This is a genomic window from Streptomyces sp. NPDC034086 (assembly GCF_055575515.1).
Genome location: NZ_JBVISM010000003.1, coordinates 420,369 through 434,114, shown reverse-complemented (window position 1 = coordinate 434,114; position 13,746 = coordinate 420,369). Strand labels below are relative to the sequence as shown.

Below are 13,746 nucleotides of genomic sequence, written 5' to 3'. Positions count from 1 at the left end.
CGCACAGCGCTCCTCGTTACCATGCGTGGACGCAGAACCGACGACCACTGACACTTCGAGGGACGGGCGAACGCGTGGCCGAGGCGGCAGAGATCCAGGGGACGGCCTCCGTCCCTGCCCGGCGCCGCTGGCTGCGGCGGGCAGTCGTCCTGCTCAGCGGGACGCCGGTACTGGCCGCCCTGATCTACGCCCCCGCACCGCCCGCCCAGGCGGCCGAGTCCTCGGTCGACGTCCAGCTGACGGAGGTCTCGCCGAGCGCTCCGGTCAAGACCGACACGCTCACGATCACCGGCACCGTGGTCAACAACGGCTCGGAGACGATCAAGAACGCCCATGTGGGCCTGCGGGTCGGACCCAGGCTGGGGGACCGGTCGGCGATCGGTGAGGTGGCGGACCGCAAGGGCTTCCGGCCCGGTGTGGACCCCGGTGAGATCGACTCGGCCTTCGCCGTGAAGATCGACTCGCTCACCTCCAAGGTGGGCCGGCAGTTCACCATCAAGGTGCCGGTCAACAAGCTCGACCTCGGCGCGGACGGGGTGTACCAGCTCGGGGTCTCCCTGTCCGGGTCGACCGACGGCCGCCCGCACGAGCAGGTTCTGGGCATCCAGCGGACCTTCCTGCCCTGGCAGCCGGACCCGGCCGCCAAGCGGTCCTCGCTGGCCTACGTGTGGCCGCTGATCTCCACCACGCACGTCACGGCGGAGACCGGCTCGGACGAGCTCCAGACCCCCGTCTTCCTCGACGATTCCCTCGCGGACGAGCTGCGGCCGGGCGGCCGTCTGGAGCGGATGGTCGCGCTCGGCAAGGACCTGCCGGTCACCTGGGTGATCGACCCCGATCTGCTCACCGCGGTCGACGCCATGACCAAGGGCTACCGCGTCCGCAGCCCCGGTCCGAACGGCAAGCCCGTACAGGGCCGGAACAAGGCCGTCGCCGAGCAGTGGCTGAGTGCCCTCGAAGCGGCCGTACAGGGCAAGAAGGTCGTCGCGCTGCCCTTCGCCGACCCGGACATCGCCTCCCTCGCCCACCGGGGCAAGGACGTCTCGGGCACGCTGGGCCAGCTGAGGCCGGCCACGGACAAGGCGAAGCAGGCCGTCGAGACGGTGCTGCACGTCACCCCGTCCACCGACTTCTCCTGGCCGGTGGACGGTGCCATCGACCCCGCAATCGTCAACGTCGCCACCTCGGCCGGCGCCCACCACGTCCTCGCCCGCAGTGACAGCCTCCAGGAGACCGGCGCCCTCGGCTACACCCCCTCGGCCGCCCGTCCCATCGGGGCGGGCACCACCGCCGTGGTGGCCGACGCTGATCTCTCCACCGCCTTCGAGGGCGATATGGCCACCGCCGGGAACTCCACGCTCGCCGTCCAGCGGTTCCTGGCCCACAGCCTCGCCCTGAACCTGTCGAACAGTGACGAGCAGCGCAGCTACGTGGTCGCACCCCAGCGCCGGCCGACCGCCAGCCAGGCGGATTCGATGGCCGTCGCCCTGCGCGGGCTCCAGGCGGCCCGCTGGACGCAGCCCTCCGACCTGGAGGCGGCGGCCGCGGCGAAGCCCGACCCGGGCGCCGCGACCCAGGTCCCGGGCGCGGGCCAGTACCCGGAAGCCCTGAGCAAGCAGGAGCTCCCGGTGTCCGCCTTCGAGAAGATCCGCACCACGCAGACGACCCTCGACCACTTCAAGGTCATCCTCTCGGCGCCGGACCGCGTCGAGATCCCCTTCGGCAACACCATGAACCGGGAGATGTCCACCTCCTGGCGCGGCCGCCCCGAGGAGGCCGCCGGCTACCGCGAACAGGTCCAGTCGTACCTGGTCGGGCTGACCGACAAGGTCAAGGTCATCCCCAAGTCCAACGCCACGCTGTCCGGCCACAGCGCGACCATCCCGGTCAGCGTCCAGAACAGCCTGGTCCAGGACGTCCAGAACCTCGTGCTGCGGGTGAAGTCCGCCAACCCCACCCGTCTGATGTTCGGTGACAGTGGTGAAACGGAAGAGGAAGTCACCGTTCAGGGCGGACACAGCCAGACGGTAAAGTTCACCGCCAACGCCACCGCGAGTGGTCCGGTCGAGGTCACAGCACGCCTTTTCACCAAGGACGGCGTGCCGTACGGCAAGGAACGCAAGTTCACGGTCGAGGCCACCGAGATCACCCCCACCGTCATGCTCGTCATCGCCGGCGGTGTGCTCCTCCTCGTTCTGGCGGGCATCAAGATGTACGCCAGCCGCAAGCGCGTCGCCGCGCGCGCGGCCGCCGAGGAGAGCACGCAGCCGAGTGACGAGTCCACGGACACCGGACCGCAAAGCGCTGAGGGGTCCGGCACGGGTGAGACAGTGGACCGTTGAGCGATGCCGTGGCCGGTCGGCCTGGGGACGATGAGGTGGGGTTGCGATGAACGCGCCGTACGACGGTGACCGCGCGCGGGGCACTGGTGGGCCCATGCCCTCCCAGGGCACTGCCCCGGGCGCTCCGGTGCCCGGACAGGTTCCGGCGCCCGCGCCCGCGCCGGACCACGACCCGTACGTCCAGGACGCCTACGACTACGACCCCTACCGGTCGCAGGACCTGTCGGCCCAGGACCCCGTGACCGAGGCCCTCTACGACCGGGCCTCGCACCCCCCGCCGCCGCCGGGCACCTACCAGGAGCCGGGTCCGCTCTACGCGGCCCCGCAGGCACCCTCGCACGGCCCCGACCCGCGCGTCTGGGCCCAGACCCCGCCGCCCGAGCCGGACGGCCCCTCCCGCCACCTGCCCTACGGTGACCACGCGACGACGACGCAGTTCGTCGGAGTGGACTCGCTCGTGACCAGCGCGTCGGAGGAAGACCCGGAGACCGACGCCTTCACGCACCTCTACCGGGACCAGCAGGCGGTTCCCGGCGCCCCGGCCGAGGAGGCCCCGGTCGCGGCCCCCGCGCCGAGCAAGCCCGCGGGCAAGGCCGCCGGCCTGCTGAAGTCGAGCGCCCTGATGGCAGCCGGCACGATCGTCTCCCGCATCACCGGCTTCGCCCGCACCCTGGTGATCGCCGGCGCCATCGGCGTCGCGTCCCTCAACGACTCCTACCAGGTCGCCAACACCCTGCCGACGATGATCTACGTCCTCGTCGGCGGCGGCGCCCTCAACGCGGTCTTCATCCCCCAGCTCGTACGGGCCATGAAGAACGACGCCGACGGCGGCGAGGCCTACGCCAACCGCCTGCTGACCCTCGTGGTGGTCCTGCTGGGCGCGGTCACCACCATCTGCGTGTTCGCGGCCCCGCTCTTCATCGGCATGATGTCGCAGAAGATCGCCGACAACCCGCAGCGCATGGACATCGCGGTCGCCTTCGCGCAGTACTGCCTGCCCACCATGTTCTTCATGGGCGTGCACGTGGTCCTCGGTCAGATCCTCAACGCCCGCGGCCGGTTCGGCGCGATGATGTGGACCCCGGTCCTCAACAACATCGTGGTCATCGCCACCTTCGGCGCCTTCATCTGGGCCTTCGGCGGCTTCACCGCCACCGGGGTCTCCGAGGCGACGATCACCCCCGAGGGCGTCCGCCTGCTGGGCCTCGGCACCCTGCTCGGCCTCGTCGTCCAGTCCCTGGCGATGCTGCCCTACCTGCGCGACGCCGGCTTCAGGATGCGGCTGCGCTTCGACTGGAAGGGCCACGGCCTGGGCAAGGCCGCCGGTCTGGCCAAGTGGACGTTCTTCTTCGTCCTCGCCAACCAGCTCGGCCTGGTCGTCGTGACCCAGCTCGCCACCTGGGCCGGTGAGATCGCCGACAAGCAGGGCCACGGCGGTACCGGCATCACCGGCTACAACTACGCCCTGCTGCTCTGGCAGATGCCGCAGGCCATCATCACCGTCTCCGTCATGACGGCCGTGCTGCCCCGCATTTCGCGCTCGGCCCACGACGGCGACGCCGCGGCGGTCCGCGACGACATCTCCTACGGCCTGCGCACCTCGGCCGTCGCGATCGTGCCCTGCGCCTTCGCCTTCCTCGCACTCGGCGTCCCGATGGCGACGCTGCTCTACGCCAGCACGGGCGCCGACGACGCCACCAACATCGGTTTCATCCTCATGGCCTTCGGCCTCGGCCTGATCCCGTACTCCGTCCAGTACGTGGTCCTGCGCGGCTTCTACGCCTACGAGGACACCCGGACCCCGTTCTACAACACGGTCATCGTGGCCGCCGTCAACGCGGGCGTCTCCGCCCTGGCCTTCTTCGTCCTGCCGGCGCGCTGGGCCGTCGTCGGCATGGCCGCCGCCTACGGCCTGGGGTACGCGGTCGGTGTCGGCGTGGCCTGGCGCCGCCTGAAGGCCCGCCTCGGCGGAGACCTCGACGGCGCCCACGTGATGCGTACGTACACCCGTCTGATCGGCGCCTGCGTCCCGGCCGCCGCCGTGGCGGGCGCCGCCGCCTACGGGGTCACCCGGTGGCTGGGCAACGGAGCCCTCGGTTCCCTCGCCGCCCTGGTCGCGGGTGTCATCGCCCTCGGCGCCGTGTTCCTCCTCGCCGCCAAGCGGATGCGGATCGAAGAGCTCAACTCCATGGTCGGAATGGTCCGCGGACGTCTGGGGCGCTGATGCGCACAACCGTCACCCCCCTTCGTGTGTCGTGCATAGCGGCGGACTGTGGGCACAATTGGCATGGCTTCGCAGACTGGCCGACAGCGCGCAACGGATGGGGAGGCAGGGACGACGGTGGCGGAACGTAGCACGGCTGCCGTCGACGTGGCCGACAACAGCGGCGAGCAGCCGCTGGCCGCAGATGCGGCCAAGGCCACGGCCGACGGGGTGGACGCCCAGAACGGAAAAGCCTCGGACGGACCCATGCCCGAAAAGGACGGCGAACGCAGAAGCGCGGCGCCCACGGCCGCACCGGAACTCCACAGCGGGCACAAGCTCGCACGGCGCTACCGCCTGGAGGAGTGCGTCACCCGTTTGGACGGGTTCAGCAGCTGGCGGGCCATGGACGAGAAGCTGCGCCGCGCGGTGGGGGTCCACCTGCTGCCCGCCGACCACCCCCGGGCCCGCAGCGTCCTGGCCGCCGCCCGCTCCTCCGCCCTGCTCGGCGACCCGCGCTTCGTCCAGGTCCTCGACGCCGTGGAGGAGAACGACCTCGTCTACGTCGTCCACGAGTGGCTGCCCGACGCCACCGAACTGACCTCCGTCCTCGCCGACGGCACCCTCGAACCCCACGAGGCCTACCAGCTGGTCAGCCAGGTCTCCCAGGCGATGGCCGCTGCCCACCGCGAGGGCCTGGCCCACCTGCGCCTGACACCCAGCGCGATACTGCGCACCTCCTCGGGCCAGTACCGCATCCGCGGCCTCGCCGTGAACGCCGCCCTGCGCGGCATCACCAGCGACACCCCGCAGCGGGCCGACACCGAGGCCATCGGCGCCCTGCTGTACGCCGCCCTCACCCAGCGCTGGCCGTACGAGAACGACGCCTACGGGCTGCGCGGCCTGCCCAAGGGCGTCGGTCTGCTCGCCCCCGACCAGGTCCGGGCCGGCGTCCACCGGGGGCTCGGCGAACTCGCCATGCGCGCCCTCGCCAACGACGGGGCCACCGCGTCCCGGCAGGAGCCGCCCTGCACCAGCCCGGAGGAGCTGGCCAAGGCCGTCGCCGCGATGCCCCGCATCCGCCCGCCCGAGCCCGTCTTCACCGCGCCGCCGGAGTACCAGCACACCACCTACCAGCAGGGCACCTACGGCAGGCCCGTCCCGGCCGGCCTGCCCTCCACGCAGGCGGTCGCCTCCGTCCCCCCGCCACCGCTGCAGAGCCGCACCGGCCGGGCCCTGAAGTGGGGCGTCGCCGCCCTGCTGATCGTCGCCCTGGGGCTCGGCAGCTGGCAGCTCGCCGACACCCTCCTCCGCGGCAAACCGGACGGCGGCGAGAACACCCAGACACAGCAGCAGGGCCCGAACGACACGGCTCTGAAGAAGGAACCCGTCCCGCTCTCCATCAAGGACGCCAAGGAGTACGCGCCGGACGGCACCCCGCAGAACGCCACCACCGTCGGCATGACGTACGACGGGGACAGTTCCAGCTACTGGCGGACCAAGAGCTACGCCGACGGCCCCGAGTTCAAGATCAAGGACGGCGTCGGGATCGTCTACGACCTCGGTTCCGAGCAGGACGTGAGCGAAGCGTCGATAGCGCTGAAGTACCAGGGCGAACGCAACACCCTGGCCCTGTACGCCACCGACACCCTCAACCCCCAGGGCAAGGTCGGCTCGATGAAGAAGATCGCGGGCACGACCACCAAGAGCAACAACGTGAAGCTGACCGTTGAGAAGCCGGTCAAGACGCGCTACGTCCTCCTGTGGATCACCGCCATGCCCTACGCCCCCGACGAGGACTACAGCAAGGCCGGCTACAAGCAGGGCATCACGGACGTGAAGTTCAAGGGCTGACGCGAAGCAGGGAGGGGGCTCACCGTTGGACGACTCCGCGACCGGCGAGCGCAGCGACCAGGATCTCCTGGCCCTGCACGTCGCGGGCGATCCCGACGCCTTCGGCGAGCTCGTACGGCGCCACCGCGACCGGCTCTGGGCCGTCGCACTGCGCACGCTCGGCGACCGCGAGGAGGCCGCCGACGCCGTCCAGGACGCCTTGGTCTCCGCCTACCGGGCCGCCCACACCTTCCGGGGCGATTCCGCCGTCACCACCTGGCTGCACCGGATCACCGTCAACGCCTGCCTCGACCGGGCCCGCAAGGCCGCCTCCCGTCGGACCGCCCCCCTCGACGACACGGACCGCCTGGAGCGGCTCCTGGAGCCCCACGAGTCCGCCGAGGCCCCCGCTGAGCGCCAGGACCTCCACCGCCAGCTCCTGGCCGCCCTGGCCACCCTCCCCGCGGAGCAGCGGGCAGCCCTCGTCCTGGTCGACATGCAGGGGTACCCCGTCGCCGAAGCCGCCCGCGTCCTCGACGTCCCCACCGGCACCGTGAAGAGCCGGTGCGCCCGCGGCCGGGCCAAACTCCTCCCGATGCTCACTCATCTGCGCGCGAACGCCGGGGATAACGGCACCTCGGAGCGGGGAGGGAACCGGACGCCGGGGACAGCCGTCCCACCTGCGGCAGACCCCAGGAATCCCCAACCGGATCCAGACGCTGTGAAGGGCGGAGGTGGACGACCGTGAGCCCCACGAGCGGCACGACCGGCACTGCCGGGACGACCTGGCACCCGGAGGTCTCGGAGATCTCCGACCTCACCGAAGGGCTGTTGCCCCCCTCCCGCACCGCCCAGGTGCGCCGCCATCTCGGCGGCTGTGCCCTGTGCGCCGACGTCCTCGCCTCCCTGGAGGAGATCCGGTCCCTCCTCGGCACCCTGCCGGGGCCGCCGCGCATGCCGTCCGCCATCGCCGGCCGGATCGACGCCGCCCTCGCCGCCGAGGCGCTCCTCGACTCGACTACCTCCCGGACCGAGGCAGCCGCCCCCGACCCGCGTCCCGTCGGCGATGTTTCACGTGAAACATCGCCGATGACCGCCAGCCCCTCCGATCGCTCCGGCCGCTCCGATCGCTCCGGCCGGACCGAGGCCCACCGGCCCACTGGTCACCCGTCCGGCCCAACCGGTCCCGGCCGTCGCCGCGCCCGGCGCCGTATCGCCGTCCTCAGCGGCCTCGCCGGGGCAGCCGCCTGCGCGCTCGGCGTCTTCCTGTTCACCGGGCTGGGCGGTACCGGCTCGCACGACACCGCCACGCGCAACGACACCGCGAGGGCCTCCGCAGGCTCCTCTACCCCCGGGGGGTACACGGCTCAGGGGCTCCGCCAGAACGTCCGGCAGCTCCTCGCCGGGGAAGCCGCCGGAAACGCCCCGAAGACCGCCCCGGGCGAGACCGACAAGTCCCTGGGGCTGGAGGACACCTCCCCCGGCCTGGCACCCGCCGACCGGCTCGCCTCACCGCAGTCCGAGCCGGACCGCACACCGGTCCCGCCCTGCGTCCAGCGGGGAACGGGCCGCACCGAGGCACCCGTCGCCGCCGAACGCGGCAGCTACCAGGGCACTCCCGTCTACCTCGTCGTACTGCCCCACCCGGGTGACCCGGCCCGGGTGGACGCCTACCTCGTGCCTGCGGGCTGCGCCGACCATGCGGTGCCGTCCCCGGCCAAGCCCCTGCTGACCAGCACGTATCCCCGCAACTGACGGGCTCGCGGGGTGACGACCCGCCCTTTGGGGGACTGGAGGGGACAAGCGGGGAATGTGCGCGCCGTAGGATCCGTTGGGTGGGGTGAGAGTCCGCACCGGCCCCCGGTAGGCAGCACGAAGTCCGCAGAGACGAGGAAAGAACCCGTGAGCGACGTACGAAACGTGATCATCATCGGCTCCGGGCCGGCCGGTTACACGGCCGCCCTGTACACCGCACGCGCTTCGCTCAACCCCCTGGTCTTCGAAGGTGCCGTCACCGCCGGCGGCGCGCTCATGAACACCACCGAGGTCGAGAACTTCCCCGGCTTCCGGGACGGCATCATGGGTCCGGACCTCATGGACAACATGCGCGACCAGGCGGAGCGCTTCGGCGCCGAGCTCGTCCCGGACGACGTCGTCGCCGTGGACCTGACCGGTGAGATCAAGACCGTCACGGACACGGCCGGCACGGTGCACCGCGCCAAGGCCGTCATCGTCACCACCGGTTCCCAGCACCGCAAGCTCGGCCTGCCCAACGAGGACGCCCTCTCCGGACGCGGTGTCTCCTGGTGCGCCACCTGCGACGGGTTCTTCTTCAAGGACCAGGACATCGCCGTCGTCGGCGGCGGTGACACCGCGATGGAGGAGGCCACCTTCCTCTCCCGGTTCGCCAAGTCCGTCACGATCGTCCACCGCCGTGACAGCCTGCGCGCCTCCAAGACCATGCAGGACCGCGCGTTCGCCGACCCGAAGATCAAGTTCGCCTGGGACAGCGAGGTCGCCGAGATCCACGGCGAGCAGAAGCTCTCCGGCCTCACCCTGCGCAACACCAAGACCGGTGAGACGTCCGAGCTGCCCGTGACCGGCCTGTTCATCGCTGTCGGACACGACCCGCGCACCGAACTGTTCACCGGCCAGCTCGACCTGGACGACGAGGGCTACCTCAAGGTCGACGCCCCCTCGACGCGTACCAACCTCACCGGGGTCTTCGGCGCCGGTGACGTGGTGGACCACACCTACCGTCAGGCCATCACCGCGGCCGGCACCGGCTGCTCCGCCGCCCTCGACGCGGAGCGCTTCCTCGCGGCCCTCGCGGACGCCGAACCGGCGACCGCGACCGTCTGATCCCGCCCCCTCCCCACACCCCACACCCCGTAGAAGAGAAGGAGGCCGCTGTGGCCGGCACCCTCAAGAACGTGACCGACGCGGACTTCGACGAAGTCGTCCTGCGCAGCGACAAGCCCGTGCTGGTCGACTTCTGGGCCGAATGGTGCGGCCCGTGCCGCCAGATCGCGCCTTCGCTGGAGGCCATCGCCGCCGAGCACGGCGAGGAGATCGAGATCGTCAAGCTCAACATCGACCAGAACCCGGCCACGGCTGCCCGGTACGGCGTCATGTCCATCCCGACGCTGAACGTCTACAAGGGTGGCGAGGTCGCCAAGACCATCGTCGGCGCCAAGCCCAAGGCCGCCATCCTGCGTGACCTCGAAGGTTTCATCCAGGCCTGACAGGCATGAAGGCCTGACAGGCCTGAGGACCCAGGCGCTCCGCTCATCGGTAGCGGGGTTTCACGTGAAACGGGGCCGCCCCACCAGGGGCGGCCCCGTTCCGCGCCGGCTGCTCACAGCGGGCGCAGTGCCGGTTCCTTGCGGGCCCTGGCTCCACCCAACAGGCGGTCCAGGGCCAGCTCCACGTCTTCCTTCCACGACAGGGTCGTGCGCAGCTCCAGCCGCAGCCGGGGGTGGGCCGGATGCGGGCGTACGGTCTTGAACCCCACCGACAGCAGGTGGTCGGCCGGCAGCAGACAGGCGGGCCGCTCCCACCGTGCCTCCCCGAACGCCTCGATGGCCTTGAAGCCTCGCCGAAGCAGGTCCTTCGCGACCGTCTGGACCATCACCCGGCCCAGCCCCTGCCCCTGATACCCCGGCATGATCCAGCCCGTGATCAGCTGTACCGCGTCCGGAGACACCGGGCTCGTCGGGAAGGACGCGGCCCTCGGCACATACGCGGGCGGGGCGTACAGCACGAACCCCACCGGGACCTCGTCCACGTAGACCACCCGGCCACAGGATCCCCAGTCCAGGAGGACGGCGGAGATCCAGGCCTCCTTCTCCAGCTCCGGAGTTCCCGCCTTCACGGCGGCCTCACCGGTGACGGGATCCAGCTCCCAGAACACGCAGCTCCGGCAACGCCGGGGCAGGTCCTGGAGGTTGTCCAGCGTGAGCGGTACCAGCCGACGACCCATGACCACATCGTAAGCACTGCCCCCTGCTTCTTCGAGTGTGGACATCTCGAAGAAGCAGGGGGCAGTGAGGGGAACGACCCGGGTACTACTCCCCGGAGAGACCCTGTTCGAGAACGCGGCCCTCGCCCGGTGCCAGGGTCCCCAGGATCCGCTCCAGGTCCTCCATCGATGCGAACTCGACGGTGATCTTGCCCTTCTTCTGGCCCAGGTCCACCTTCACCCGGGTCTCGAACCGGTCCGACAGACGCGTCGCCAGCTCACTCAGCGCCGGAGACACCCGAGTCCCCGCCCGCGGGCCCTTGGGCTTCACGGCGCTCGCCGGCTCCGAGCCCATCAGCTGCACGATCTCCTCGACCGAACGCACCGACAGGCCCTCGGCCACGATCCGCTGGGCAAGACGGTCCTGCTCGTCCGAGTCCTCCACCGACAGCAGCGCCCGCGCGTGCCCGGCAGACAGCACTCCCGCGGCCACCCGGCTCTGCACCTTGGGCGAAAGCTTCAGCAGACGCAGGGTGTTCGAGACCTGCGGACGGGATCGACCGATCCGGTCCGCCAGCTGGTCGTGGGTGCAGTTGAACTCCCGGAGGAGCTGGTCGTACGCGGCGGCCTCCTCCAGGGGGTTCAGCTGGACCCGGTGCAGGTTCTCCAGGAGGGCGTCCAGCAGGAGCCTGTCATCGTCCGTCGCCCGGATGATCGCGGGGATGCGATCCATCCCGGCCATACCGCAGGCCCGGAATCGCCGCTCGCCCATGATCAGCTCATAGCGGCCGGGCTCCGTCTCGCGGACCACCACGGGCTGGAGCAGGCCCACCGTCTGGATGGAGGAGACCATCTCCGCCATGGCCTCTTCGTCCAGCTGCTCCATGTTGCGCGGCTGGGACGGGTTGGGCGAGATCGCGTCCAGGGGAAGCGCCGCGAATCTCGCCCCCGGCACTCCCTCGATCGCCGGCCGCGGCGCCCGCTCCTCGACCGGGTGCGATGTTTCACGTGAAACATCGGCCTGCACCAGAGCGGCGAGCTTCGCCGCGGCGACCCCCCGCTCCGAGGGCAGTACCGGCAGCGCCGACGGAGACGTCGACCCCGTACCCATCACCGGCTCCTGAGGAGCGGCCGGGATCAGCGCGCCGAGCCCCCGCCCCAGGCCCCTACGTCGCTCGCTCACTGGATCCCCTCCGCCACACTCTGCGTGCTGTTCATGCCCGCGCCCAGATGGGCGTGCTGGGCGTCGTAATGGATTCCGGCACCCCGCAGCGCCATCTCGCGCGCTGCCTCCAGGTAGGAAAGGGCACCGCTGGAACTCGGGTCGTACGTGAGAACCGTCTGCCCGTAGCTCGGAGCCTCCGAGATCCGCACCGACCGCGGGATGCTCGTGCGCAGCACCTCCTTGCCGAAGTGGGTGCGCACCTCATCCGCCACCTGCGAGGCCAGTCGCGTCCTGCCGTCGTACATCGTCAGCAGGATCGTCGACACGTGCAGGGCCGGGTTCAGGTGGGCCCGCACCAGCTCGACATTGCGCAGCAGCTGTCCCAGGCCCTCCAGCGCGTAGTACTCGCACTGGATCGGGATCAGCACCTCCGCCCCGGCCACCATGGCGTTCACCGTCAGCAGGCCCAGAGAGGGCGGGCAGTCGATGAGGATGTAGTCGAGGGGCTGCTCGTACGCCTGGATCGCCCGCTGGAGCCGGCTCTCACGGGCCACCAGCGACACCAGCTCGATCTCCGCGCCCGCGAGGTCGATCGTGGCGGGGGCACAGAACAGGCCCTCCACGTCCACCACCGGCTGGACGACCTCCAGCAGGGGCCGGCTGTCGACGAGCACGTCGTAGATGGACGGCACCTCCGCGTGGTGGTCGATGCCCAGGGCGGTGGAGGCGTTGCCCTGCGGGTCGAGGTCGATGACCAGGACCCGGGCACCGTGCAGGGCCAGCGAGGCCGCCAGGTTCACGGTCGTCGTGGTCTTGCCGACGCCGCCCTTCTGGTTGGCCACGACCATGATCCGGGTCTGCGCCGGCCGCGGGAGGGCGGTACCGGTGCGCCCGATGGCCTCGATCGCCTGCTGGGCGCCACGGCCGATCGGGGTGTCCTCGATGTCGTCGTTGTCCACGAGGGACGGGGAGGACGTGTCTCCCCCCGCTACCGCCGGGGGTGTTCCCAGGGGGACTCCCCCACCTGGCGATTCAGAGCGGGGACCGGGGACCGGATCGGCCATCGGCCCCGCGAGGTTGGCGTCGGACCGCACGGTGTCACTCTCCTCGGCAGCGGGCTCGCGATGAACAGAGACTGCCATGCCACCCGGGTCGCGAACCAGCGGGGCCCGTTCTCCTGTGGATGAATCCACCGTTGTGGACAACTCCGTCACCCCCGCGTCCTTACGGTCGCGGGGGGCCGCAGCAGCACGGCCGCGGCTGATGATTCCGTGCAGCAGAGAGCGACGTTTCACGTGAAACACGATGCCCGGACGGAGTCTGCAGCCCGCTACGACACTCCGAAATCCATACCTATAGGGCCCAACCCTCCCCGAAGGACACCCCCGGCGGCACGGATCACCGACGCCTGCGCGTCCGCCCCACCCGCGCGGCCTTAGCCCGCTTGGCCGCGAACCTCACTCCGCCGGGGCTTTCGCCCACCTCCACCCGGACCACCGTGGACAGGGGGTCGACGACGCCCTCGCCCACGTGGAGCACCGAGGTCTTCACCACACCGAGCTTGGTCAGCGCCACCTTCGCCGCGACCAGCTCCTCCTCGGCGGTGTCACCCTTCAGGGCCAGCATCTCCCCGTAAGGACGCAGCAGGGGCACACCCCATCCCGCCAGCCGGTCCAGCGGAGCCACGGCACGGGCGGTCACCACGTGCACCGGCTGGAGCTTGCCGAGTACTTCCTCGGCCCGGCCGCGCACCACGGTGACGTGGTCCAGCCCGAGCAGCTCCACGGCCTCCTGGAGGAAGGTCGTCCGGCGCAGCAGGGGTTCCAGCAGAGTGATCTTCAGGTCCCGCCGCACCAGGGCGAGCGGGATACCGGGCAGGCCGGCACCCGAGCCCACGTCGCACACCGTGACGCCCTCGGGCACCACCTCGGACAGCACCGCGCAGTTCAGCAGGTGCCGCTCCCACAGCCGGGGAACCTCACGCGGCCCGATCAGGCCCCGCTTGACCCCCGCGTCCGCCAGCAGCTCCGCGTACCGCACCGCTTCCGGGAAAAACTCACCGAACACCGCGCGCGCCTGTTCGGGCGCCGGGGGCGCCTCTTCAGGCGCTGCGGGAAGCTCCGCTGCCTCCGTCACGGGGACCGTCCTTCCGTACAGAACCGCTCACGCCAGAACCGTGTCGTTCAGCCGTGTCGTTCAACTGCCAGGCTTACAAACTTCGGCCCCGCCTGCGACACAGGCG

Annotated in this window: 11 protein-coding genes; 7 read left to right on the top strand and 4 right to left on the bottom strand. The window is 70.9% G+C overall.

Annotated elements, in window-relative coordinates; genetic code table 11:
• Positions 1-74 precede the first annotated feature (74 nt).
• The 7 genes from ACZ514_RS11950 to trxA all read left to right on the top strand — a co-directional run bounded on the left by ACZ514_RS11950 (position 75) and on the right by trxA (position 9,623).
• Entirely contained in the window at positions 75-2,342 is a 2,268-nt protein-coding gene (locus ACZ514_RS11950; protein WP_468164054.1) for a DUF6049 family protein, read from the top strand.
• Between the two features lie 46 nt (positions 2,343-2,388).
• Complete coding sequence (murJ, locus tag ACZ514_RS11945) at positions 2,389-4,566, top strand: murein biosynthesis integral membrane protein MurJ (protein WP_469124633.1); 2,178 nt, start codon at positions 2,389-2,391, stop codon at positions 4,564-4,566.
• 117 nt (positions 4,567-4,683) lie between these two features.
• Positions 4,684-6,399: a protein kinase family protein gene (locus ACZ514_RS11940; protein ID WP_469124632.1), complete on the top strand. Its 1,716-nt coding sequence runs from the start codon at positions 4,684-4,686 to the stop codon at positions 6,397-6,399.
• Positions 6,400-6,424: 25 nt separating this feature from the next.
• Positions 6,425-7,126: an RNA polymerase sigma factor SigM gene (sigM, locus tag ACZ514_RS11935; RefSeq protein WP_468698668.1), complete on the top strand. Its 702-nt coding sequence runs from the start codon at positions 6,425-6,427 to the stop codon at positions 7,124-7,126.
• On the top strand, positions 7,123-8,133 hold the full coding sequence (locus ACZ514_RS11930) for an anti-sigma factor family protein (protein ID WP_469124631.1): 1,011 nt from the start codon (positions 7,123-7,125) through the stop codon (positions 8,131-8,133). The genes sigM and ACZ514_RS11930 overlap by 4 nt, the downstream gene beginning before the upstream one ends.
• A gap of 147 nt (positions 8,134-8,280) precedes the next feature.
• Complete coding sequence (gene trxB, locus ACZ514_RS11925) at positions 8,281-9,240, top strand: thioredoxin-disulfide reductase (protein WP_468164044.1); 960 nt, start codon at positions 8,281-8,283, stop codon at positions 9,238-9,240.
• Between the two features lie 50 nt (positions 9,241-9,290).
• On the top strand, positions 9,291-9,623 hold the full coding sequence (gene trxA / locus ACZ514_RS11920) for a thioredoxin (RefSeq protein WP_468164041.1): 333 nt from the start codon (positions 9,291-9,293) through the stop codon (positions 9,621-9,623).
• 113 nt (positions 9,624-9,736) lie between these two features.
• On the opposite strand, the gene ACZ514_RS11915 is transcribed toward trxA, so the two are convergent.
• The 4 genes from ACZ514_RS11915 to rsmG all read right to left on the bottom strand — a co-directional run bounded on the left by ACZ514_RS11915 (position 9,737) and on the right by rsmG (position 13,640).
• Positions 9,737-10,360, bottom strand: a complete 624-nt coding sequence (locus ACZ514_RS11915; RefSeq protein ID WP_468164039.1) for a GNAT family N-acetyltransferase — start codon at positions 10,358-10,360, stop codon at positions 9,737-9,739.
• A gap of 85 nt (positions 10,361-10,445) precedes the next feature.
• The gene (locus ACZ514_RS11910) at positions 10,446-11,522 is read right to left on the bottom strand and encodes a ParB/RepB/Spo0J family partition protein (protein ID WP_468164037.1); all 1,077 of its coding nucleotides are present in this window, start codon (positions 11,520-11,522) and stop codon (positions 10,446-10,448) included.
• Complete coding sequence (locus ACZ514_RS11905; RefSeq protein WP_468164035.1) at positions 11,519-12,646, bottom strand: ParA family protein; 1,128 nt, start codon at positions 12,644-12,646, stop codon at positions 11,519-11,521. Before ACZ514_RS11905 ends, ACZ514_RS11910 begins: the two co-directional genes overlap by 4 nt.
• Before the next feature lie 256 nt (positions 12,647-12,902).
• A complete protein-coding gene (gene rsmG, locus ACZ514_RS11900; protein ID WP_468164033.1) occupies positions 12,903-13,640 on the bottom strand; it encodes a 16S rRNA (guanine(527)-N(7))-methyltransferase RsmG in 738 nt (245 codons plus the stop codon).
• Positions 13,641-13,746: the final 106 nt, after the last annotated feature.